The following is a 22,406-nucleotide window of genomic DNA, read 5'->3' as shown; positions in this document are numbered from 1 at the left end:
TAACCGTGATCAAACAGCTGACTTCGAGTCGCGCGAGGTGTCCATGATCGGCCGCTGGCTGGGAAGCCGAACCAATCGGGTGCAACGGACGAGTCCCCTGGCGGCGGTGCTGATGCCGCCGAGCGCCGGGGTGCTGGCCTGCCGGGCACTCGACCCGGTCAACGAACCGGTCAGACACGCGGAGTTCGCGGTCACCGACACCATGGGGCGTCCCGTGGTCAGCGGGGGAGCGGATCCGTTCGGGTCGTTCATGACGACGGTGCCCGCGGGGGAGTACCGGCTCGCCGTGTCGGCGGAGGGGTACACGCCGTACCGGGCGACCACGCAGGTCGCCGAGAACTCGCTCGCTTCGCTCGGTGACGTGACGCTCCAGGTGGCCCGGCCGGCGGAGCTGCCGGGGCCCGGCGACTGGGAGATCGAGTCGGCGCACTCCTCGATCGGCTTCACCGCGCGGCACATCGGACTCGCCCGGATCCACGGACAGTTCAAGTCCTTCGCGGGAGTCATACGCATCAGCGAGCCGGTGGAGCATTCGGCGATGCACGTGGTGATCGACGCGGCGTCCATCGACACCAACATGAGGATGCGCGACGACCATCTGCGGTCGGCGGACTTCCTGGACGTCGCGAAGTTCCCGACCCTCGAGTTCTACAGCGACCGGTTCGTGCACAAGGGCGGGAACCGGTGGGCCGTGACGGGGGCGCTGTCGCTGCACGGCGTGACGCGCACGGTCACGCTGGACACGGAGTACCTGGGGCTGGGCAACGGCATGGAGGGCGAGGTGCGGGCGGCCTGCCGGGCCACGACCGAGCTGCACCGGGACGACTTCACGGTGAGCTGGCAGACGATGCTGGCCCGGGGCATCGCGGTGGTCGGGCCGAGCATCAAGGTCGACCTCGACGTGCAGGTCGTGCGCAAGGGCTGAGCGGCCGGGCCGTGAGCCGGTGTCGGACAATGGCCGGCGTGAGTGATGTGCGACATGTGCTGGTGCTGCCCGACCGTGATGCCGCGGAAGAGGTGGTGGAGGCGCTGCGGGAGCGGTTCGCGGTCGTCGAGGAGCCGCAGCTGGTGCGGGACGCGCTGGCCGGTGAGGACGACGCCGAGGACGCGCAGTGGCTGGTCGTCCTGAGGGACGAGGAGGAGCGTCTGGACCCCGGGGAGCTGGACCGGTTCGCCGGTGAGTGGGAGGGCTGGCGGGAGGAGCCGTAGGCCTTTGGGGTCCGGTCCGCAGGCGTGCGAGCCGTAAGCCCTTCGGGGTCCGTTGTCAGTGCCGCGTGGGATGCTTGTCGCGATGGCCAGGAAGACTGCGAATGACGACCCTCTCGCCCCCCTGACGCTCGCCGTGGGCCAGGAGGAGCTGCTGCTCGACCGTGCCGTGCAGGAGGTGGTGGCCGCCGCGAAGGCCTCCGACGCCGACACGGACGTACGGGACCTGACCCCGGACCAGTTGCAGCCCGGCACGCTCGCCGAGCTGACGAGTCCGTCCCTCTTCGCGGAGCGCAAGGTCGTCGTCGTACGCAACGCGCAGGACCTGTCGGCCGACACGATCAAGGACGTGAAGGCCTATCTCGGCGCGCCCGCCGAGGAGATCACTTTGGTACTGCTGCACGCCGGCGGGGCCAAGGGCAAGGGGCTGCTCGATGCGGCGCGCAAGGCGGGCGCACGCGAGGTGGCCTGCCCGAAGATGACCAAGCCGGCGGACCGGCTGGCGTTCGTGCGGCAGGAGTTCCGGGCGGTGGGCAGGTCCGCCACGCCGGAGGCGTGCCAGACGCTCGTCGACGCGATCGGGAGCGACCTGCGGGAGCTGGCGTCGGCGGTGTCGCAGCTGGTCGCGGATGTCGAGGGGACGATCGACGAGGAGGTCGTCGGACGGTACTACACGGGCCGGGCCGAGGCGTCGAGCTTCACGGTCGCCGACCGGGCGGTCGAAGGGCGGGCGGCGGAGGCGCTGGAGGCGTTGCGCTGGTCGCTGTCGACCGGAGTGGCGCCCGTACTGATCACGAGTGCGCTGGCGCAGGGCGTCCGGGCGATCGGCAAGCTGTCGTCGGCGCGTGGCGGACGGCCGGCCGATCTCGCCCGGGAGCTGGGCATGCCGCCGTGGAAGATCGACCGGGTGCGGCAGCAGATGCGGGGCTGGACCCCGGACGGGGTGGCCGTGGCGCTGCGGGCCGTGGCCGAGGCGGACGCGGGGGTGAAGGGCGGCGGGGACGATCCCGGGTACGCCCTGGAGAAGGCGGTGGTCACCATCGCACGGGCGGCGCGGTCCAGGGGCCGGGCGTAATCCCAGCAGCGCCCCGCGCCCCGATCCGGGCCCGGGTGGGTGATCCCAGCAGCACCCCTCGCCCCCGACCGGGCCCAAGTGGCCGAGCCCCCGCTCAGACCACCGGCTCCCCGATCCCCAGCAGGTTCCCCTCGCTGTCACGGAACCAGGCGCCGCGTTCGCCCCGTGCGCCCTTGCTCGGGTAGTTCCCCTCGATCTCGGCGATCCCGCCCTCCGTGCGGAAGCCGGGCACGTCGACCTCCTCGAAGACCACGCCGCGGCGCTTGAGCTCCGCCACGGCGGCCTCGATGTCGCCGACCTCCAGCGCCATCTGGGTGAAGGTGCCGGGCGAGGCTCCCGTCGACCGGAACAGCACGAACTCCGCGCCGCCGCACCGGTACAGCAGCCCACCGGGCCGTTCGTCGGCCGGTTCCAGGCCGAGTTTCTCGGCGTAGAAGCGCCGTGCCCGGTCCAGGTCCTGAGCGGGGAGCCGGGTCGCCACACGGGCTCCGGCCAGCACGTTCCTGTTGTCTGCGTCATCGCCTGCGTCCATGTCTCCACTGTGCCGCCGGAGCCGCCCGGAGGGAGAATCGGGAGTGCAGCCGTACTCGCCAAGTGACGGAGAGGTGGCGACGGACATGGCTGAGCACCCGCACGCGGCGCTGGTCCGCAAGGGATTCGATGCCTTCTCGCGCGGTGACATGGACGCCTTGCGCGGGCTGATAGCGGCGGACGCCACACACCACGTACCCGGAGAGCACCCGCTGTCGGGTGACTTCAAAGGCGTGAACGCGATCATCGAGATGTACGAACGGCTCGGCGCGGAGACCGACGGGACGGCGCGTGCCGAACTGATCGGCATCTGTGTCGACGGCCGCGGTCACGCGGTCGGCATGACCCGCTTCACGGCCGAGCGGGGCGGCAAGCGCCTGGACGACACCGGATGCATCATCTTCCGGATCGTCGGGGACAAGGTCACCGACCTCGACGAGTGTGTCGAGGACATCGACGCGAACAACGAATTCTGGTCCTGAACAGGCCGAAGGCCGCGTGCCCTCCCATGGGGAACAGGAGGACACCCGGCCTTCGCTTCAAGCTGTTGGATCCGCGCCCGCGTGGCGAACGCAGGCCGCGCGCGGACCCGAGGGGTGCCGGACGGGAGCGGATGAGAGAGGGCCCGCTCGATTCCCTCCGGCGTCACATCAGACGTCAGCCCTTGAGCGCGGCGACCTTCTGAGCCAGCGCCGACTTCTTGTTGGCAGCCTGGTTCTTGTGGATGACGCCCTTCGAGACGGCCTTGTCGAGCTGGCGCGCGGCAGCGCGCTGGTACTCGGTGGCCTTCTCGGCGTCACCCGCGGCAGCAGCCTCACGGGCCTTGCGGATCGCGGTCTTGAGGGAGGACTTGACGGCCTTGTTGCGCAGCCGAGCCTTCTCGTTGGTCTTGATCCGCTTGATCTGGGACTTGATGTTCGCCACGAATGAGCCTTCTCAGGTTCTGGCACGGGGCCGCACGGATGCCGCACGGTCTGTACCGGGTGATTTCTTGAGGAGTGCCTCCTGCGAGAGGGCATGAGGCACAGCCCCCCACGGTACCAGCGGGCTCATTCATGGCCCAAACCCGTCCATGGTCCCCACCCGTGGGACCATGGAGGCTACGTATCGATCCGACCCGAGACCGCAGACACTGCGGACGCCTCAAGAATCAGGACCCTGCGTGCCCGCGATCCCTAGCCATGTGCCCGAACCGAGCCGTACCGACCCGGCTCTGATCCGCAACTTCTGCATCATCGCGCACATCGACCACGGCAAGTCCACGCTCGCCGACCGGATGCTCCAGCTGACCGGAGTGGTCGAGCAGCGGCAGATGCGAGCTCAGTACCTCGACCGCATGGACATCGAGCGTGAGCGCGGCATCACGATCAAGTCCCAGGCGGTGCGACTCCCGTGGGCCCCGTCCCACGACAAGAGCAAGACGCACATCCTGAACATGATCGACACCCCGGGGCACGTCGACTTCACCTACGAGGTCTCGCGGTCGCTCGCCGCCTGTGAGGGCACCATCCTCCTGGTCGACGCCGCCCAGGGCATCGAGGCGCAGACCCTCGCCAACCTCTACCTGGCGATGGAGAACGACCTCACGATCATCCCCGTGCTGAACAAGATCGACCTGCCGGCCGCGCAGCCCGAGAAGTTCGCCGAGGAGCTCGCCCACCTCATCGGGTGCGAGCCCGACGACGTGCTCAAGGTCTCCGCCAAGACCGGGCTCGGTGTCGAGGCGCTGCTGGACAAGGTCGTCGAACAGGTCCCGGCCCCGGTCGGCGTGAAGGACGCCCCCGCGCGCGCCATGATCTTCGACTCCGTCTACGACTCCTACCGGGGCGTGGTGACGTACGTCCGTGTCATCGACGGGCAGCTCAACAAGCGTGAGCGCATCAGGATGATGTCCACCGGTGCCACGCACGAGCTCCTGGAGATCGGCACCAACTCGCCGGAGATGCTGTCGTCCGACGGTCTCGGCGTCGGCGAGGTGGGCTACCTCATCACCGGTGTGAAGGACGTGCGCCAGTCCAAGGTCGGTGACACCGTCACCAGCCAGCACAAGGGGGCCCAGGAGGCGCTCGGCGGGTACAAGGATCCCAAGCCGATGGTGTTCTCCGGCCTCTACCCCCTGGACGGCTCGGACTACCCGGAGCTGCGCGAGGCCCTCGACAAGCTCCAGCTCAACGACGCCGCGCTGGTCTACGAGCCGGAGACCTCCGCCGCCCTCGGCTTCGGCTTCCGCGTCGGTTTCCTCGGCCTGCTGCACCTGGACGTGATCCGGGAGCGGCTGGAGCGCGAGTTCGGGCTCGACCTGATCGCGACCGCCCCGAACGTGGTCTACCGCGTCCTCATGGAGGACGGCAGCGAGCACACGGTCACCAACCCGAGCGAGTTCCCCGAGGGCAAGATCTCGGAGGTCTACGAGCCGGTCGTGCGGGCCACCATCCTGGCGCCCAGCGAGTTCACCGGCTCGATCATGGAGCTGTGCCAGACCCGGCGCGGTGTCCTGCTCGGCATGGACTACCTCTCCGAGGAGCGGGTCGAGATCCGCTACACCCTCCCGCTCGCGGAGATCGTCTTCGACTTCTTCGACCAGCTGAAGTCCAAGACCCGCGGCTACGCCTCGCTGGACTACGAGCCCACCGGCGAGCAGACCTCCAGCCTGGTCAAGGTCGACATCCTGCTGCACGGCGACAAGGTCGACGCCTTCTCGGCGATCACCCACAAGGACCAGGCGTACGCCTATGGTGTGCGGCTCGTCGCGAAGCTCAAGGAGCTCATCCCGCGGCAGGCCTTCGAGGTGCCGGTCCAGGCCGCCATCGGCTCCCGGGTCATCGCCCGCGAGACCATCCGCGCCATCCGCAAGGACGTCCTCGCCAAGTGCTACGGCGGTGACATCTCCCGTAAGCGGAAGCTGCTGGAGAAGCAGAAGGAGGGCAAGAAGCGGATGAAGATGGTGGGTTCCGTGGAAGTTCCGCAGGAGGCGTTCATCGCCGTCCTGTCGAGCGATGACAGCGCGGGGTCGGGCAAGGGCAAGAAGTAATCACAGTTACCGTGGGTTACACCCCGAACCGGGTGGAACCGGGGCCCGTCGTGCGGAAGTGCGGCGGGCCCTGTGCGTACGCGGGGTAGCTCTCTGTATGAAGTGACAGGCCGCGGACCCTTACGAAGCGGCCGGTCGCCCTTTACTCTGATCCCTGCTCGATAGTTACTCGCGAGTTAAACAACGCTCGCGAACAGCAGCTCGTGAGTGAAAACCAGCCGCACCTGAGCCAGCCGCACTGTCGCGGGCCCGGAGGATGTCGTGAGCGACACACAGACACTGATCGAGAACCGTCCGCCGTCCGTGGCGGGCCTCTTCCTGGAGCGCGTGGCGGCCACGCCGGACGCCGAGGCCTACCGCTATCCGGTGCCCGCGTCCTCCGGACAGGGGCCGGACGAATGGAAGTCGCTGAGCTGGGCGCAGTCCGCCGAGCGGGTCTACGCCATCGCGGCCGGGCTCATCGAGCTGGGCGTGCAGTCCGAGCAGCGCGTCGCCCTCGCTTCCAGCACCCGTATCGAGTGGATCCTCGCCGACCTGGGCATCATGTGCGCCGGCGCGGCGACGACCACGGTCTATCCGCAGACCAACGCCGAGGAGTCGGCGTACATCCTGTCGGACTCCGAGAGCCGGGTGCTCATCGCGGAGAACGTGGATCAGCTCGCCAAGGCGCAGGAGAAGCGCGCCGAGCTGACCGATCTCACACACGTCGTGGTCATCGACCCGGCCGGGGTCGAGACCGCCGACTGGATCCTCACCCTCGACGAGCTGGAGAAGCGCGGTGCGGCCCGGCTGGAGAAGGACCCCGACCTGATCAAGGAACGGGTCGGCGCCATCACCAGGGACCAGCTGGCCACCCTCATCTACACCTCCGGCACCACCGGCCGCCCCAAGGGCGTGCGCCTGCCGCACGACAACTGGTCGTACATGGCCAAGGCGACCGCCGCGACCGGGCTGATCAGCAGCGAGGACGTGCAGTACCTGTGGCTGCCCCTCGCGCATGTCTTCGGCAAGGTGCTCACCTCCGGCCAGATCGATGTCGGGCACGTCACCGCCGTGGACGGCCGCGTCGACAAGATCATCGAGAACCTGCCGGTGGTGCAGCCGACGTACATGGCGGCCGTGCCGCGCATCTTCGAGAAGGTCTACAACGGCGTCGCCGCGAAGGCCCGCGCGGGCGGTGGTGCCAAGTACAAGATCTTCCAGTGGGCCGCCGAGGTCGCCCGCGAGTACGCCAAGGTCTCCCAGGACAACTTCCGGCGCACCGGGACCGCGTCCGTGCCGTTCGGGCTGGGCGCGAAGCACAAGGTCGCCGACGCGCTGGTGTTCGCCAAGATCCGGGAGGCCTTCGGCGGGAACCTGCGGGCCTGCGTCTCGGGTTCGGCGGCACTGGCCCCCGAGATCGGGTACTTCTTCTCCGGCGCCGGCATCCACATCCTGGAGGGCTACGGCCTGACCGAGTCCTCGGCCGCGTCGTTCGTGAACCCCGGCGAGGCCTACCGCACCGGTACGGTCGGCAAGCCGCTGCCTGGCACGGAGGTGCGGATCGCCGACGACGGGGAGATCCTGCTGCGCGGCCCGGGCATCATGGAGGGCTACCACAAGCTGCCCGAGAAGACCGCCGAGGTGCTGGAGGCGGACGGCTGGTTCCACACCGGGGACATCGGGGAGCTGTCGCCCGACGGGTACCTGCGGATCACCGACCGCAAGAAGGACCTCATCAAGACGTCGGGCGGCAAGTACATCGCGCCGGCGGAGGTCGAGGGGCAGTTCAAGGCGGTGTGCCCGTACGTGTCCAACATCCTCGTGCACGGAGCCGACCGGAACTTCTGCACGGCGCTCATCGCGCTCGACGAGGCCGCGATCACGGAGTGGGCGAAGGAGAACGGGCTGGGGGGGAAGCCGTACGCGGAGATCGTTTCCTCGCCGGTCACGGTGGAGATGGTCGACGGGTATGTGAAGCAGCTCAACGAGGGGCTTCAGCGGTGGCAGACGATCAAGAAGTTCCGGTTGCTGCCGCGGGATCTCGATGTGGAGCACGGTGAGATCACGCCGAGTCTGAAGCTGAAGCGGCCGGTTGTGGAGCGGGAGTACAAGCATCTGATCGAGGAGATGTACGAGGGGTCTCGCGAGGCGTAACCGGGGGGCGCGCGGATCGTCGGCGGCTGCGGGTCGTTCGTGGTTGCTCGCGCCCACGCGGCGGAGCCGCAAATCGACACAGCCCCGCGCCCCTAAGTACCCTTTTCCACCCGGCGTTTCAGGTCCTGGATCTCTGCGCGCAGGCGTTCCACCTCTCTTCCTTTGCGGTAGAGGTCCAGGAAGACGCTGACCTTCGCCCTCAGCACCCAGGGGTCGAAGGGCTTGGTCACGTAGTCGGCGGCGCCTGTCGCGTAGCCGCGGAAGGCGTAGCCCGAGTCGTCGTCCGCGCCCGTCAGGAAGATGATCGGGACGTCGCGGGTCTGGTCCAGGCGCTTGATGTGGGCGGCCGTCTCGAAGCCGTCCATGCCGGGCATGCGGATGTCGAGCAGGACCAGCGCGATGGGCTGCCGCAGCAGGGCCTTCAGCGCCTCCTCGCCGGAACGGGCGCGCACCAGCGGCTCGTTGAGGGAGGCGAGGACGGCCTCCAGGGCGGTCAGGTTGTCCTCCATGTCGTCGACCAGGAGGATTCCGGCGCGTTCGGGGTGGCCGGCCGTGCCGTTCATGCTTCCTCTTCCCCGTCCTCGGGGTTCAGCAATTCGCAGACGACCGTCAGCAGCCGGTCGATGTCCACCGGCTTGGGCACGTAGTCGTGGGCGCCGCGGGCGATGGACTTCTCGCGGTCGCCGGGCATCGCCTTCGCGGTCAGGGCGACGATGGGCAGGCCCGCCCAGCGCGGCGTGCGGCGGATGGCGGAGATGGTCTCGTAGCCGTCCATCTCCGGCATCATGATGTCCATCAGGACCAGTTCGACGTCCGGGCTGCGCTCCAGCGTCTCGATGCCCTCGCGGCCGTTCTCCGCGTACAGCACGGTCATGCCGACGCGACCCAGGACGTGGGTGAGGGCGAAGACGTTGCGGATGTCGTCGTCGACGATCAGCACGCGCCGCCCGGCCAGGATCCGGCCCGGCCTGCCGGACGTCCACGCCTCCAGCCTGGTCGGCAAGGGCCAGGCGTCGTCCGTGTCGTTGGCGGCCGGGAACGGTCCGTCGGTGGCCGGCTGGAGGGCCAGGGGCAACGGCAGTTCGGGGCGGTCCTCCAGGGCCGGTCCCGGGGCCGTGTGACCGGGGCTCACGACAGGCACGTACAGGGTGAACGTCGAGCCCTTGCCGGGTTCGCTCTCGGCGACGATCCGGCCGCCGAGCAGGCCCGCGATCTCCCGGCTGATGGACAGGCCGAGCCCGGTGCCGCCGTACTTGCGGTTGGTGGTGCCGTCGGCCTGCTGGAACGCCTCGAAGATCACGGGGAGTTTCTCCGGCGCGATCCCGATGCCGGTGTCGGACACGGCGAAGGCGATGACGTCGTCGGTGTCCCTGACTCCCCCACTCTCGATGTCTCCCCCACTCTCGACTTCGCTCGAGCGGGGGGACCCCCATGAGCGGGGGGAACCCCATCGCTGCTCGGTGTCCTTCACCCGGTCGACCCGCAGCTCGACCTTGCCCGACGCGGTGAACTTGATCGCGTTGGAGAGGAGGTTGCGCAGGATCTGCTGGAGCCGCTGCTCGTCCGAGTACATCTCGCGCGGTACGTCCTCGCCGACCGCCAGTTCGAAGGCGAGCCCCCGGTCGATGGTGAGGGGGCGGAACGTGGCGTGGACGTAGTCGAGCAGCTTGATGAGGGGGAGCCGCTTGGGGCGTACGTCCATCCGGCCGGCCTCGATCTTCGACAGGTCCAGGATGTCGTTGATCAGCTGGAGCAGGTCCGAGCCCGAGCGGTGGATCGTCGTCGCGAACTGCACCTCCTGGTCCGAGAGATGGCCGTCCGGGTTGTCGGAGAGCAGCCGGGCCAGGATCAGCAGGGAGTTGAGCGGTGTGCGCAGCTCGTGCGACATGTTCGCCAGGAACTCCGACTTGTACTGGGAGGACGTGGCCAGCAGGGCGGCCTTCTCCTCCAGCTCGGCGTTGGAGCGCTGAAGTTCGCCCTGCTGCTTCTGGAGTTCGTCCGAGCGCTCCTGGAGCTGCATGGCGAGGCGCTGGGACTCGCCGAGCAGGGACTCCGTGCGGGAGTTGGCGATGATCGTGTTGATGGCGACGCCGATGGTGTTGACGAACTGGTCGAAGAAGGCCAGGTGCACGTCGGAGAAGCGGGAGAAGGAGGCGAGTTCGATGACGCCGAGGAGCTTGTCCTCGAAGAGGATCGGGATGATGACGATCGTCGTGGGGGCCGCCTCGCCGAGGCCGCTGTTGATCTTGATGTAGTCGGGCGGGGCGCCCTCGACCAGGATCCGCTTCTTCTCCCGGGCCGCCTGCGCCACCAGGCCGTGCACCGGGAGGGCGCCGGTCTCGACGGTCGCGTCCTGGGCGGCGCCGTAGCCGGCGATGAAGGCGAGCCCCTTGGTGGGAACCGTTGCTCCGGCCTCTTCCGGGTCGGCCAGGTAGAACGCGCCGTACTGGGCGTTCACCAGCGGGGTCAGCTCGCGGAGTATCAGGTCGGCGACCTCCATCAGGTCGCGGTGGCCCTGCATCAGGGCGGCGAGCCGGGCCAGGTTGGACTCCAGCCAGTCCTTCGCGCGGGTCGTCTCGCGCAGGTTGGCCACCATCAGGTTGATGTTGTCCTTCAGCTCGGTGACCTCGCCGCGGGTCTCGACCGTGATCGAGCGGGACATGTCGCCCTGGGCCACGGCGGAGGCGACCTCGGCGATCGCGCGGACCTGGGTGGTGAGGTTCGAGGCCAGCTCGTTGACGTTCGTCGTCAGGCGCTTCCAGGTGCCGTAGACGCCCTCGACCCGGGCCTGGCCGCCGAGCTGGCCCTCGGAGCCGACCTCGCGGGCCACGCGCGTGACCTCCGAGGAGAAGGAGGACAGCGTGTCGACCATCGTGTTGATCGTGGTCTTCAGCTCCAGGATCTCGCCCCGGGCGTCCACGTCGATCTTCCGGGACAGGTCGCCCTGCGCCACGGCCGTCGCGACCTGGGCGATGTTGCGCACCTGGGAGGTGAGGTTGTCGGCCATGGAGTTGACGTTGTCCGTCAGGTCGCGCCAGACGCCGGAGACGCCCAGCACCTGGGCCCGGCCGCCGAGCCGGCCGTCGGTGCCGACCTCGCGGGCGACGCGGGTGACCTCGTCGGCGAAGGCGCGAAGCTGCTCCACCATCGTGTTGACGGTGTCCTTCAGTTCGAGGATCTCGCCGCGCGCGTCGACGGTGATCTTCTTCGACAGGTCGCCGTTGGCCACGGCCGTCGTCACCTGGGCGATGTTGCGGACCTGCGAGGTCAGGTTCAGCGCCATGAAGTTGACGTTGTCGGTGAGTTCCTTCCAGACGCCGGAGACGCCCCGGACCTGGGCCTGACCGCCGAGGTTGCCCTCGGTGCCGACCTCGCGGGCGACGCGGGTGACCTCGTCGGCGAAGGCGGAGAGCTGGTCGACCATCGTGTTGATCGTGGACTTGAGCTCCAGGATCTCGCCCTTGGCCTCCACCGTGATCTTCTTGCCGAGGTCGCCCTGGGCGACGGCGGTGGACACGAGCGCGATGTTCCGCACCTGGGAGGTGAGGTTGTCGGCCATGAAGTTGACGTTGTCGGTGAGGTCCTTCCAGACGCCGGAGACGCCCCGGACCTGGGCCCGGCCGCCGAGGTTGCCCTCGGTGCCGACCTCGCGGGCGACGCGGGTGACCTCGTCGGCGAAGGCGGAGAGCTGGTCGACCATCGTGTTGATGGTCGACTTGAGCTCCAGGATCTCGCCCTGCGCGTCGACCGTGATCTTCTGGGACAGGTCGCCGTTGGCCACGGCCGTCGTCACCTGGGCGATGTTGCGGACCTGCGAGGTCAGGTTCGACGCCATGAAGTTGACGTTGTCGGTGAGGTCCTTCCAGACCCCGGAGACGCCGCGCACCTGGGCCCGGCCGCCGAGCTGGCCCTCGGTGCCGACCTCGCGGGCGACGCGGGTCACCTCGTCGGCGAAGGCGGAGAGCTGGTCGACCATCGTGTTCACGGTCAGCTTCAGCTCCAGCAACTCGCCGGTCGCCTCCACCGTGACCGTGCGGGTCAGGTCGCCGCGCGCCACCGCCGTCGTCACCGCCGCGATGTCCCGCACCTGTGCCGTCAGCCGGGCCGCCATCGTGTTGACGGCCTCGGTCACGTCCCGCCAACTGCCCGAAAGCCCCTGCACCTTGGCCCGGCCGCCGAGCCGCCCCTCGGTGCCCACCTCGCGCGCGACCCGTGTCACCTCGCCGGTGAACAGGGAGAGCTGGTCCACCATCTTGTTCACGGCCCGGCCGAGGCGCCGCAGGTCGCCGCGTAACTCCCGGGTGCCGTCGTGCAGATCGACCCGCTGGGTCAGATCGCCGCCGGCCACCGCGTCCAGCACGCGTGTGGCGTTCGCCGCCGGGGCGACCAGGGCGTCGAGCAACTGGTTCACGTCGTTGACGCGCGACGTCCACAGGCCCTGACCCGGGCTGGCCGAGAGCCGCTCGTCGAGCCGGCCGTACCGCACCAGCTCCCGTCTCACCCGGCGCACCTCGGTGGTGAAGTGGACACTGCGGTCCATGATCTGGTTGAAGACCGCGGTGAGTTCGGCCACCATGCCGTGGCCGGTTTCCGGCACCTTGCTGAAGTCGCCGTCGCGTGCGGCTGTCATGGCTGCGAGCAGGGGACGGAGATCGGATGTACGAATCTGACCGTCTTCGTACCCGTCTTCGACCACAGGAGTAGCACTGTTCTCACTCATGGCGGCCCACTTCGGTAACTCGGCGCTTATGGGCGTGGCCAGTCTGTCACCCTGTCGGCATCGACTGTGGCGTATTCGTACGAACTGCCCGGGGAGCTGTCCATGGGGGCCATTCCGACGCAACGGGAGACCGCTTCCCGTGCCTCAGAGGCGCCTGCCCACGCTTCGGAGATGCCGGTGCCCGTGCACGAGGGGGCCGTCTCCGAGGAGTGCGCACCGTCTTCCGAGGCGCCGGGGCCCGCATCCGAGGCGCCCCTGCTGACCGCTGAGGCGCCGGCGCTCGTGTCCGAGGAGCCGGTGGCCGGGTCCGAGGTGTCCGTGCTCGTGTCCGAGGAGCCGGTGGCCGGGTCCGAGGTGTCCGTGCTCGCGTCCGAGGAGCCGGTGGCCGGGTCGGAGGTGTCCGTGGTTGCTTCAGAGGCGCCTGAGAAGGAGCGCGCGCGGGCGTACGCGACCCTGTCCGGCAGCTCCCTCGCGCCGGGCTCCGCCCGCGCCCTGGTGCGCGCGGCGCTCGCCGAGTGGACCGGGCTCGGACTGCCCGGCGCCGAGCACCTCACCGACCGTCTCGCCGACGACGCGCTGCTCGTCGTCAGCGAGCTCGTCACCAACGCCGTCGTGCACGCCGGCACCGACGTCGAGCTGGAGTGCCGGCTGGAAGCCGACGACAAGGACACGGCCGCGCTCGTCGTCGAGGTCTCCGACCACCACCCCTCACGCGCCCCGCGCGGCGGCGAGCCGGAAACGCCGCACGACACCCCGGAGTACGGGCGCGGCCTGCGGCTCGTCGGCGCGCTCTCCGAGGCCTGGGGCATCACGTACCGCACGGGCCGGAAGACCGTGTGGGCGAGGCTGCCCGCCGGGGGTTGCGCGGCGGCCGAGCAGATCGAGGCGTACGCCGGGGAGCACGCGCTGGCGCGCGGGCTGCGGGTGGCGGAGATCCTGGCACCGGAGCCGCCCCCCGGAGAGGACGACCGGGAGGACTACCGGGGCCGACGGCGTGCCGGACGCGGCGCGAACGAGCCACCGGATGGGCCCTTGCGGGAGGCGCGCGACGCACGGGACGCGGATGACCCCGGCGGCTCCCACGACCTGCGTGACTGGCACGACCTGCGGGACTGGCGGGACCGGTACGAGGACTGTGACGGCCGTGACGGTCGCGACGGCGCCTGGCTGGGCCGCGGTGCACTCTCCTTCCTCGCCGAGGCCTCCGACCTCCTCGCCGGACAACTGGACGAGGACCTGGTCGCCGCCCTCGCCGGGCAGTTGATCGTGCCCCGGCTGGCCGACTGGTGCGCGGTGTGGCTGGAGGACGAGGCCACCGGAGGCGGCTGGGGCGGGGCCGGAGCGGGCGGGGCCCGGCTGGCCCGGGTCTGGCACGGCAGCGAGAACCGCATCGAGGAGCTGCGCCGGGCCCTGGAGAAGGACGCGCCGCACCCGTCCGACCCGATGGGGTCCGGGCCGGTCGACTACCCCTGGCCCGGCGAGGCGCTCGGTGACGAGCCCGGCGAGCCGGGCTCGGCCCTCGCGTACCGGCTCGTCGCCGGTGGACGCCCGCTGGGCACCCTCGTCATCGGACGGTCCGGTGCCGCCGGGTTCCCCGACGAGATCACCGGCCTTGCCGAGGACCTCAGCCGCCGGGTCGCGCTCGCCATCGGCGCCGCCCGCCAGTACGCCCGCCAGGCCACCATCAGCGCCGTACTCCAGCGCGGACTGCTGCCCGGCGCCGTGGCCGAGATCCCCGGGGTGCGCAGCGCCCTCGTCTACGAGCCGTGCGACAAGGGCGGGCCCAGCGGCGACTTCTACGATCTGTTCCCGGCCGGTGACGGCCGCTGGTGCTTCGCCGTCGGCGACGTCCAGGGCAAGGGCCCCGAGGCCGCCGTCGTGATCGGCCTGGCCCGGCCCTGGCTGCGGCTGCTGGCCCGGGAGGGCTACCGGGTCGCCGACGTCCTGGACCGCCTCAACCAGCTCCTGCTCGACGACGCCACGGAGGCCGCGGACGCGGCGGCCCGCGCGCTGGTGGCCGCGGGCGCCCGCCCGACCCCGCCCGGCGACGGCCCCCAGACGCGCTTCCTGTCCCTGCTGTACGGCGAGCTGGTCCCCTTCGACGGCGGCGTCCGCTGCACCGTCGCCTCCGCCGGGCACCCGCTGCCCCTGGTGCTCGGGACGGGCGGCGAGGTGCACACGGCCGCTCAGCCCCAGACCCTCCTGGGCGTCGTCGAGGACGCCACGTACACCAGTGAGACCTTCGAGCTGCGGTCCGGCGACACGCTGCTGTGCGTCACCGACGGCGTGACCGAGCGCCGCTCCGGCTCCCGCCAGTTCGACGACGGGGACGGGCTCGCGGCGGCGCTGGCCGGGTGCGCGGGGCTGGACGCCGAGCTGATAGCCGAGCGGATCAGGCGGCTCGTGCACGAGTTCGGGGCGCGGCCCCCGGCGGACGATCTGGCGCTGCTGGTGCTCCAGGCCGAGTGACCGCCCGGGTGCTGGACAATGGAACGTATGCCTTCCGCACTCCCCGACGGTGAGCCCGTCCCCGACGACGGCGCGCTGCCCGCGTCCGCCCTCGCCGGGGCCGCCGACCGCCCGCTCGGGTTCTACCTGCACGTCCCATACTGCGCGACCCGCTGCGGCTACTGCGACTTCAACACCTACACGGCGACCGAGCTGCGCGGCACCGGTGGCGTGCTGGCCTCGCGCGACAACTACGCCGAGACGCTGGTGGACGAGGTCCGGCTGGCGCGGAAGGTGCTGGGGGACGACCCCCGGCCCGTTCGTACGGTGTTCGTGGGCGGGGGTACGCCCACCCTGCTCGACGCCGGTGACCTGGTGCGGATGCTCGCGGCCGTCCGTGACGAGTTCGGGCTCGCGGAGGACGCCGAGGTCACGACCGAGGCGAACCCGGAGTCGGTGGATCCGGCGTATCTGGCGGCTCTGCGCGAGGGGGGCTTCAACCGGATCTCGTTCGGCATGCAGAGCGCGAGGCAGCATGTGCTGAAGGTGCTGGACCGGACGCACACGCCGGGGCGGCCCGAGGCGTGTGTGGCCGAGGCTCGTGCGGCTGGGTTCGAGCATGTGAATCTCGACCTGATCTACGGCACGCCGGGGGAGTCCGACGACGACTGGCGGGCGTCGCTGGACGCGGTGCTGGGTGCGGGGCCGGACCATGTCAGCGCGTACGCCCTGATCGTCGAGGAGGGGACGCAGCTGGCTCGTCGGATCCGCCGGGGCGAGGTGCCGATGACCGACGACGATGTGCATGCCGACCGGTATCTGATCGCGGACGAGACCCTCTCGGGCGCGGGCTTCGAGTGGTACGAGGTGTCGAACTGGGCGACCTCGGAAGCAGGGCGATGCCTGCACAACGAGCTGTACTGGCGGGGGGCCGACTGGTGGGGGGCCGGGCCGGGCGCGCACAGTCATGTGGGCGGGGTGCGGTGGTGGAACGTGAAGCATCCCGGGGCGTATGCGGGGGCGCTGGCGGCGGGGCGGTCGCCCGGTGCCGGGCGTGAGGTGCTGTCGGGGGAGGACCGGCGGGTCGAGCGGATTCTGCTGGAGTTGCGGCTTCGGGAAGGGGTGCCGTTGTCGCTGTTGCGGGAGGAGGGGTTGGCTGCCTCACGCAGGGCGCTGTCGGACGGGCTTCTGGATGCCGCTCCGTACGAGGAGGGGCGTGCGGTGCTGACGTTGCGGGGGCGGTTGCTGGCGGATGCGGTGGTGCGGGACCTCGTGGACTGAGGTGCTCGGCGTTGGTGCTGGGGCGGGGTGGGTCCGCAGCCCGGCGTAGCGGGGTGCCGCTGCGCCCACCCGTGCCGCCCTGGGGGCACCTCCCAGGCCCTTAAGGCACTGGGGGAGGCACGATTGCCCGCAGCTGAGCAGCTGAGCAGCTGAGCAGCTACGTCGGCGTCGTCACGAAGTCGATCAGTTCCTCCACCCTGCCCAGCAGTTCCGGCTCCAGGTCCTTGTACGACCGGACGCCCGACAGGATCCGCTGCCAAGCCGCCCCCGTGTTCTCCGGCCAGCCCAGAGCCCTGCACACACCCGTCTTCCAGTCCTGGCCGCGCGGGACCCGGGGCCAGGCCTCGATGCCCAGGGACGACGGTTTCACCGCCTCCCAGATGTCGATGTAGGGGTGGCCGACGACCAGGGCGTGGTCGCTCGTCACCGACTCGGCGATGCGCCACTCCTTGCTGCCCGGCACCAGGTGGTCCACCAGGACGCCGAGGCGGGCGTCGGGGCCGGGGGCGAAGGAGTCGACGATGGACGGCAGGTCGTCGACCCCCTCCAGGTACTCCACGACCACGCCCTCGATGCGCAGGTCGTCGCCCCAGACCTTCTCGACCAGCTCGGCGTCGTGGCGGCCCTCGACGTAGATGCGGCCGGCGCGGGCCACGCGTGCGCGGGCACCGGGGACGGCGACCGAACCGGAGGCGGTGCGGGTGGGACGCGCGGGGCCGCCCGCCGAGGGGCGGATCAGTGTCACGGCCCTGCCCTCCAGGAGGAAGCCGCGCGGCTCCATGGGGAACACCCGGTGCTTGCCGAAGCGGTCCTCCAGCGTCACCGTGCCCGCCTCGCAGCGGATCACCGCACCGCAGAAGCCGGTCCCGGCCTCCTCGACGACCAGACCCGGCTCCGCCGGAACCTCGGGCACCGGCTGCTGCGGCTTCTTCCACGGCGGGGTCAGATCGGGCGAGTACTGGCGCATTCGAATGACGATAGGAGAAGCCGGCGGGTCGTCACGGAGACACGCCGAAACGCGCCGCCAGCGAGTCCCGCTGGGCCCGGACGAACGCCGCGTCCACCACCGCTCCGTGACCGGGCACGTACAGCGCGTCCTCCCCGCCCAGGTCGAGCAGCCGGTCCAGGGCGGCCGGCCAGTGCGACGGCACGGCGTCGGGGCCCGCCTGCGGCTCGCCGGACTCCTCGACCAGATCGCCGCAGAACACCACCTCCGGATCACCCGGCACCAGCACCGCCAGATCGTGCGCGGTGTGCCCGGGGCCCACGTTCGCCAGCAGCACCTGGCGCCCGCCGCCCAGATCGAGGGTCCACTCGCCGGAGACCAGGTGGCCGGGCGGGGTCAGCCGCTCCGCCGCCTCCCGGGCCGTGGGCGCCGCCAGGCCTTGGCGCACCCCGTCCTCGCGCAGTTCCTCGCGGTCCCGCACCCGTGTCAGCAGCGCGTCCACGCCCACCGCGCCGAACACCTCGGTGTCCGGGAGCGCCGCGGCGCCGAAGACATGGTCGAAGTGCGGGTGGGTCAGCGCGAGATGTGTCACACGGTGACCGGTGAGTGCCCGCGCCTGCGCGCCCAGTTTCGCCCCCTCGGCGAGGCTCGACCCCGCGTCGATCATGAGGACCGCCCCCTCCCCGGCGACCAGCCCGGTCGTGCAGTCCCACACCGGCAGCCGGCACCGTCCCACACCGGCGGCCACGCGCTCCCATCCGAGGTCTTCCCAAGTCACCGTCATACGGCGACGCTAGCGGTGCGCCCCGCTCGGGGCACGACAGCGCGCGACCAGCCTTGCCGGGGGTGTACCCCACGGCCGTACACTGGGCGGGGAATGCTGGCACTCGCACGCGCAGAGTGCCAGGCACGACAGGCAGGACACCGGGCGGACGACTTCTGGAGGTGTGCGCGAATGCTCAGTGAACGCAGGCTTCAGGTGCTGCGCGCCATCGTCCAGGACTACGTCGGCACCGAGGAGCCGGTCGGCTCCAAGGCCCTCACCGAGCGGCACAGCCTCGGCGTCTCCCCGGCCACCGTCCGCAACGACATGGCGGCCCTCGAGGACGAGGGGTACATCGCCCAGCCGCACACCAGCGCCGGGCGCATCCCCACCGACAAGGGCTACCGGCTGTTCGTGGACAAGCTGGCCGGCGTCAAGCCGATGACCGCGCCCGAGCGGCGCGCGATCCAGAACTTCCTCGAGGGTGCCGTCGACCTCGACGACGTCGTGGCGCGTACGGTACGGCTGCTGGCCCAGCTCACACGCCAGGTCGCCGTCGTGCAGTACCCGTCGCTGACCCGCTCGACCGTGCGGCATGTGGAGTTGCTCTCCCTCGCGCCCGCGCGCGTGATGCTGGTGCTGATCACGGACACCGGGCGGGTCGAGCAGCGCGTGGTCGACTGCCCGGCCCCCTTCGGCGAGGCCTCGCTCGCGGATCTGCGCGCGCGGCTCAACAGCCGTGTGGCGAACCGCCGTTTCACGGATGTGCCGAGTCTGGTGGAGGATCTGCCGGAGGCGTTCGAGCACGAGGACCGGGGTACGGTTTCCACGGTGCTCTCCACACTTCTGGAGACGCTCGTCGAGGAGAACGAGGAGCGGCTGATGATCGGCGGCACCGCCAACCTGACCCGCTTCGGGCACGACTTTCCCCTCACGATCCGGCCGGTGCTGGAAGCGCTGGAGGAGCAGGTGGTGCTCCTCAAGCTGCTCGGCGAGGCGCAGGATCCGGGCGTGACCGTACGTATCGGTCATGAGAACGCCCACGAAGGACTCAACTCCACGTCCGTCGTGTCGGTCGGCTACGGTTCGGGCGGCGAGGCTGTCGCCAAGCTCGGCGTGGTCGGACCGACCCGCATGGACTACCCGGGAACGATGGGAGCGGTACGCGCAGTGGCACGGTACGTCGGACAGATCCTGGCGGAGTCGTAGTGGCCACGGACTACTACGCCGTACTCGGCGTGCGCCGCGACGCGTCGCAGGAAGAGATCAAGAAGGCCTTCCGGCGGCTCGCGCGCGAGCTGCATCCGGACGTCAACCCCGATCCGAAGACCCAGGAGCGGTTCAAGGAGATCAACGCCGCCTACGAGGTGTTGTCGGACCCGCAGAAGAAGCAGGTCTACGACCTCGGCGGCGACCCGCTCTCGCAGGCCGGAGGCGGCGGCGCGGGCGGCTTCGGGGCCGGTGGCTTCGGGAACTTCTCCGACATCATGGACGCGTTCTTCGGCACGGCGTCGCAGCGCGGACCGCGTTCGCGCACCCGGCGCGGCCAGGACGCCATGATCCGCATCGAGATCGAGCTCGACGAGGCGGCCTTCGGCACGACGAAGGACATCCAGGTCGACACGGCGGTCGTCTGCAACACCTGTAGCGGTGAGGGCGCGGCGCCGGGGACCTCCGCTCAGACGTGTGACATGTGCCGCGGCCGCGGTGAGGTGTCCCAGGTCACGCGGTCCTTCCTGGGCCAGGTCATGACCTCGCGGCCCTGCCCGCAGTGCCAGGGCTTCGGCACGGTCGTCCCGACCCCCTGCCCGGAGTGCGCCGGCGACGGCCGTGTCCGCTCCCGTCGCACGCTGACGGTGAAGATCCCCGCCGGTGTCGACAACGGCACGCGCATCCAGCTCGCCGGTGAGGGCGAGGTCGGCCCCGGCGGCGGCCCCGCGGGCGACCTGTACGTCGAGATCCACGAACTCCCCCACTCGCAGTTCCAGCGGCGCGGCGACGACCTGCACTGCACGGTCACGCTCCCGATGACGGCGGCCGCCCTCGGCACGAAGGTGCCGCTGGAGACGCTGGACGGCCTGGAGGAGGTCGACATCCGCCCGGGCACCCAGTCCGGCCAGTCGATCCCGCTGCACGGCCGCGGTGTCACGCACCTGCGCGGCGGCGGACGCGGCGACCTCATCGTCCACGTCGAGGTCCAGACCCCGAGCAAGCTGGACGTCGAGCAGGAGCGCCTGCTCCGCGAGCTGGCCAAGCTACGCGGCGAGGAGCGGCCTCAGGGGCAGTTCCAGCCGGGGCAGCAGGGACTGTTCTCGCGGTTGAAGGACGCGTTCAACGGCCGGTGACGCCGGCTCCCCCGGGGGTCGGCAGATGCCTGTTCCTCTGGTCTATGCCACACGGCAGGCCGGTTTCGGCGTTGTTCGGAGGACGTGACAACATGCGGTCATGTCCTCCGCGCTGACCGATCTCTTCCCCCACCCGATCGTGCAGGCCCCCATGGCGGGCGGCGTCTCCGTACCGAAGCTCGCCGCCGCCGTGTGCGAGGCGGGCGGACTCGGGTTCCTCGCCGCCGGGTACAAGACCGCCGACGGGATGTACGAGGAGATCAAGCAACTCCGGAGCCTCACCGGCAGGCCCTTCGGAGTGAACCTCTTCATGCCGCAGCCGGAGTACGCCGACCCCGCCGCCATCGACGTCTACGCCCACCAGCTGGCCGGCGAGGCCTCCTGGTACGAGGCCGAGCTCGGTGACCCCGACAGCGGCCGCGACGACGGCTACGAGACCAAGCTCGCGGTCCTGCGCGACAACCCCGTGCCGGTGGTGTCGTTCCACTTCGGCACGCCGAGCCGGGAGGTCGTCGACGCCCTGCACCGGGTCGGCACCTTCGTCCTGGTCACCGCCACCACCCCGGACGAGGCCCGGGCCGTCGAGCGGGCGGGCGCGGACGCGGTCATCGCGCAGGGCGTCGAGGCCGGCGGCCACCAGGGCACGCACCGGGACATCCCCGAGACGGACGGTTCCGGCATCGGGCTGCTGTCGCTGGTCGCCCAGATCCGGGAGACCGTGAGCCTCCCGATCATCGCCGCCGGCGGCATCATGCGCGGCGGCCAGATCGCCGCGGTCCTCGCAGCGGGCGCGAGCGCGGCCCAGCTCGGCACCGCGTTCCTCGCCACGGCCGAGTCGGGCGCGAACGCCCTGCACAAGCAGGCGCTGACCAACCCCCTGTTCGTCCGTACGGAGTTGACCCGGGCCTTCTCCGGGCGCCCGGCACGCGGCCTCGTCAACCGCTTCCTGCGCGAGCACGGACCGTACGCACCCGCCGCCTATCCCGAGATCCACCACCTCACCTCGCCACTGCGCAAGGCCGCCGCCAAGGCGGGGGACGCGCAGGGCATGGCACTGTGGGCCGGGCAGGGGCACTGGATGGCGCGGGAGCTGCCCGCCGGGCAGCTGGTGGAGGTGCTGGCCGGTGAACTCGCCGCGGCGCGGACGGCGTTGTCGGGCGGAGGCGGCATCCGATGACGGCTCCGGTGTTCGTGGTCGAGCACTTCGACGCGGTCGGGGGCGGCCGCTACGTCCTCGACGGCCCGGAGGGACGGCACGCCGTCTCCGTGAAGCGGCTGCGCGCCGGTGAGGACGTCGTCCTCACGGACGGGGCCGGGCGCTGGGCGGATGGTGTCGTGCTCGACACCGAGGGCAAGGACCGGCTGATCGTCCGGCTGGACCCGGTGATCGAGGAGCCGCCGGAGCAGCCCCGGGTGACCGTCGTCCAGGCGCTGCCCAAGGGCGACCGCGGGGAGCTGGCCGTCGAGACGATGACCGAGGTCGGCGTCGACGCGATCGTGCCGTGGGCGGCGGCGCGCTGCATCACGCAGTGGAAGGGCGAGCGCGGGGCGAAGGCGCTGGGGAAGTGGCGGGCCACCGCCCGGGAGGCCGGTAAGCAGTCGCGCCGGGTCCGGTTCCCCGAGGTCGCCGAGGCGGCTACGACCAAGCAGGTCGCGGCGCTGCTGGCGGAGGCGGAGTTCGCCGCCGTGCTGCACGAGAGCGGGGACTCGCCGCTGGCGACGGCCGAACTGCCGTCGTCCGGTGAGATCGTGCTGGTGGTGGGGCCCGAAGGGGGCGTGGCGCCGGAGGAGTTGGCGCTGTTCGCCCAAGCGGGGGCCGAGGCGTTCCGCCTCGGGCGCAGTGTGCTGCGCACATCGACCGCCGGGACCGCGGCCGCGGCCGTGCTCCTGGCTCGCACCGGCCGCTGGACCTGACCCCTCTCGG

The 22,406-nt window shown here is 70.7% G+C and carries 18 protein-coding genes; 12 read left to right on the top strand and 6 right to left on the bottom strand.

The window, feature by feature from the left end; genetic code table 11:
• Window positions 1–43 precede the first annotated feature (43 nt).
• The 3 genes from CP976_RS14930 (at window position 44) to holA (ending at window position 2,281) form a co-directional block, all read left to right on the top strand.
• Complete coding sequence (locus tag CP976_RS14930; protein ID WP_150480807.1) at window positions 44–925, top strand: YceI family protein; 882 nt, start codon at window positions 44–46, stop codon at window positions 923–925.
• Window positions 926–963: 38 nt separating this feature from the next.
• Window positions 964–1,209 carry a ubiquitin family protein gene (locus CP976_RS14925; protein ID WP_078945276.1) on the top strand — a complete coding sequence of 82 codons (246 nt, stop codon included), beginning with the start codon at window positions 964–966 and terminating at the stop codon, window positions 1,207–1,209.
• An 82-nt stretch (window positions 1,210–1,291) separates the two neighbouring features.
• The gene (holA, locus tag CP976_RS14920; protein WP_190146794.1) at window positions 1,292–2,281 is read left to right on the top strand and encodes a DNA polymerase III subunit delta; all 990 of its coding nucleotides are present in this window, start codon (window positions 1,292–1,294) and stop codon (window positions 2,279–2,281) included.
• 94 nt (window positions 2,282–2,375) lie between these two features.
• Here the strand turns inward: holA and CP976_RS14915 are convergent, their stop codons facing one another.
• Entirely contained in the window at window positions 2,376–2,813 is a 438-nt protein-coding gene (locus CP976_RS14915) for a VOC family protein (RefSeq protein ID WP_150480805.1), read from the bottom strand.
• Window positions 2,814–2,898: 85 nt separating this feature from the next.
• Between CP976_RS14915 and CP976_RS14910 the strand changes: the two genes are divergently transcribed.
• On the top strand, window positions 2,899–3,294 hold the full coding sequence (locus CP976_RS14910) for a nuclear transport factor 2 family protein (RefSeq protein ID WP_150480804.1): 396 nt from the start codon (window positions 2,899–2,901) through the stop codon (window positions 3,292–3,294).
• A 175-nt stretch (window positions 3,295–3,469) separates the two neighbouring features.
• Here the strand turns inward: CP976_RS14910 and rpsT are convergent, their stop codons facing one another.
• Window positions 3,470–3,736: a 30S ribosomal protein S20 gene (gene rpsT, locus CP976_RS14905; protein ID WP_086849999.1), complete on the bottom strand. Its 267-nt coding sequence runs from the start codon at window positions 3,734–3,736 to the stop codon at window positions 3,470–3,472.
• A 238-nt stretch (window positions 3,737–3,974) separates the two neighbouring features.
• Here rpsT and lepA point away from each other — a divergent pair, with 238 nt between their 5' ends.
• Both lepA and CP976_RS14890 read left to right on the top strand, forming a co-directional pair.
• Window positions 3,975–5,843 (top strand): translation elongation factor 4, encoded by a 1,869-nt coding sequence (gene lepA, locus CP976_RS14895; protein WP_150480803.1) that lies wholly within the window; start codon window positions 3,975–3,977, stop codon window positions 5,841–5,843.
• Window positions 5,844–6,104: 261 nt separating this feature from the next.
• A complete protein-coding gene (locus CP976_RS14890) occupies window positions 6,105–7,979 on the top strand; it encodes an AMP-dependent synthetase/ligase (RefSeq protein WP_150480802.1) in 1,875 nt (624 codons plus the stop codon).
• Between the two features lie 92 nt (window positions 7,980–8,071).
• On the opposite strand, the gene CP976_RS14885 is transcribed toward CP976_RS14890, so the two are convergent.
• The gene (locus CP976_RS14885; protein ID WP_150480801.1) at window positions 8,072–8,542 is read right to left on the bottom strand and encodes a response regulator; all 471 of its coding nucleotides are present in this window, start codon (window positions 8,540–8,542) and stop codon (window positions 8,072–8,074) included.
• Window positions 8,539–12,609 carry a HAMP domain-containing protein gene (locus CP976_RS14880; RefSeq protein WP_150480800.1) on the bottom strand — a complete coding sequence of 1,357 codons (4,071 nt, stop codon included), beginning with the start codon at window positions 12,607–12,609 and terminating at the stop codon, window positions 8,539–8,541. Before CP976_RS14880 ends, CP976_RS14885 begins: the two co-directional genes overlap by 4 nt.
• A gap of 267 nt (window positions 12,610–12,876) precedes the next feature.
• Between CP976_RS14880 and CP976_RS14875 the strand changes: the two genes are divergently transcribed.
• Both CP976_RS14875 and hemW read left to right on the top strand, forming a co-directional pair.
• Complete coding sequence (locus CP976_RS14875) at window positions 12,877–15,168, top strand: ATP-binding SpoIIE family protein phosphatase (RefSeq protein WP_373304848.1); 2,292 nt, start codon at window positions 12,877–12,879, stop codon at window positions 15,166–15,168.
• A 27-nt stretch (window positions 15,169–15,195) separates the two neighbouring features.
• Complete coding sequence (gene hemW / locus CP976_RS14870; RefSeq protein WP_150480798.1) at window positions 15,196–16,428, top strand: radical SAM family heme chaperone HemW; 1,233 nt, start codon at window positions 15,196–15,198, stop codon at window positions 16,426–16,428.
• 157 nt (window positions 16,429–16,585) lie between these two features.
• Here hemW and CP976_RS14865 read toward each other — a convergent pair whose 3' ends face one another.
• Together CP976_RS14865 and CP976_RS14860 are read right to left on the bottom strand one after the other, a co-directional pair.
• Complete coding sequence (locus CP976_RS14865; protein ID WP_150480797.1) at window positions 16,586–17,395, bottom strand: DUF3097 domain-containing protein; 810 nt, start codon at window positions 17,393–17,395, stop codon at window positions 16,586–16,588.
• A gap of 31 nt (window positions 17,396–17,426) precedes the next feature.
• Complete coding sequence (locus CP976_RS14860) at window positions 17,427–18,158, bottom strand: MBL fold metallo-hydrolase (protein ID WP_150480796.1); 732 nt, start codon at window positions 18,156–18,158, stop codon at window positions 17,427–17,429.
• 171 nt (window positions 18,159–18,329) lie between these two features.
• Between CP976_RS14860 and hrcA the strand changes: the two genes are divergently transcribed.
• The 4 genes from hrcA to CP976_RS14840 all read left to right on the top strand — a co-directional run bounded on the left by hrcA (window position 18,330) and on the right by CP976_RS14840 (window position 22,396).
• Window positions 18,330–19,346, top strand: coding sequence for a heat-inducible transcriptional repressor HrcA (gene hrcA / locus CP976_RS14855; protein WP_086854047.1), 1,017 nt, complete (start codon window positions 18,330–18,332; stop codon window positions 19,344–19,346).
• A complete protein-coding gene (gene dnaJ / locus CP976_RS14850) occupies window positions 19,346–20,482 on the top strand; it encodes a molecular chaperone DnaJ (protein ID WP_086603819.1) in 1,137 nt (378 codons plus the stop codon). Before hrcA ends, dnaJ begins: the two co-directional genes overlap by 1 nt.
• A gap of 100 nt (window positions 20,483–20,582) precedes the next feature.
• Window positions 20,583–21,659 (top strand): nitronate monooxygenase, encoded by a 1,077-nt coding sequence (locus tag CP976_RS14845; protein ID WP_150480795.1) that lies wholly within the window; start codon window positions 20,583–20,585, stop codon window positions 21,657–21,659.
• Window positions 21,656–22,396: a 16S rRNA (uracil(1498)-N(3))-methyltransferase gene (locus tag CP976_RS14840; protein ID WP_150480794.1), complete on the top strand. Its 741-nt coding sequence runs from the start codon at window positions 21,656–21,658 to the stop codon at window positions 22,394–22,396. The genes CP976_RS14845 and CP976_RS14840 overlap by 4 nt, the downstream gene beginning before the upstream one ends.
• The last annotated feature ends 10 nt before the right edge of the window (window positions 22,397–22,406 follow it).

It is taken from the genome of Streptomyces coeruleorubidus (assembly GCF_008705135.1).
Classification (GTDB): Bacteria; Actinomycetota; Actinomycetes; order Streptomycetales; family Streptomycetaceae; genus Streptomyces; species Streptomyces coeruleofuscus.
The sequence above is the reverse complement of the archived record's forward strand: the minus strand, read 5'-3'. Positions and strand labels throughout refer to the sequence as shown.

What these genes read in the sequence shown, in the direction of transcription:
- CP976_RS14930 (WP_150480807.1), top strand. Translation starts at nt 44, where the DNA reads ATGATCGGCCGCTGGCTGGGAAGCCGAACCAATCGGGTGCAACGGACG.
- holA (WP_190146794.1), top strand. Translation starts at nt 1,292, where the DNA reads ATGGCCAGGAAGACTGCGAATGACGACCCTCTCGCCCCCCTGACGCTC.
- CP976_RS14915 (WP_150480805.1), bottom strand. Translation starts at nt 2,813, where the DNA reads ATGGACGCAGGCGATGACGCAGACAACAGGAACGTGCTGGCCGGAGCC.
- CP976_RS14910 (WP_150480804.1), top strand. Translation starts at nt 2,899, where the DNA reads ATGGCTGAGCACCCGCACGCGGCGCTGGTCCGCAAGGGATTCGATGCC.
- CP976_RS14885 (WP_150480801.1), bottom strand. Translation starts at nt 8,542, where the DNA reads ATGAACGGCACGGCCGGCCACCCCGAACGCGCCGGAATCCTCCTGGTC.
- CP976_RS14880 (WP_150480800.1), bottom strand. Translation starts at nt 12,609, where the DNA reads ATGACAGCCGCACGCGACGGCGACTTCAGCAAGGTGCCGGAAACCGGC.
- hemW (WP_150480798.1), top strand. Translation starts at nt 15,196, where the DNA reads ATGCCTTCCGCACTCCCCGACGGTGAGCCCGTCCCCGACGACGGCGCG.
- CP976_RS14865 (WP_150480797.1), bottom strand. Translation starts at nt 17,395, where the DNA reads ATGCGCCAGTACTCGCCCGATCTGACCCCGCCGTGGAAGAAGCCGCAG.
- CP976_RS14860 (WP_150480796.1), bottom strand. Translation starts at nt 18,158, where the DNA reads ATGACGGTGACTTGGGAAGACCTCGGATGGGAGCGCGTGGCCGCCGGT.
- hrcA (WP_086854047.1), top strand. Translation starts at nt 18,330, where the DNA reads ATGCTCAGTGAACGCAGGCTTCAGGTGCTGCGCGCCATCGTCCAGGAC.
- CP976_RS14845 (WP_150480795.1), top strand. Translation starts at nt 20,583, where the DNA reads ATGTCCTCCGCGCTGACCGATCTCTTCCCCCACCCGATCGTGCAGGCC.
- CP976_RS14840 (WP_150480794.1), top strand. Translation starts at nt 21,656, where the DNA reads ATGACGGCTCCGGTGTTCGTGGTCGAGCACTTCGACGCGGTCGGGGGC.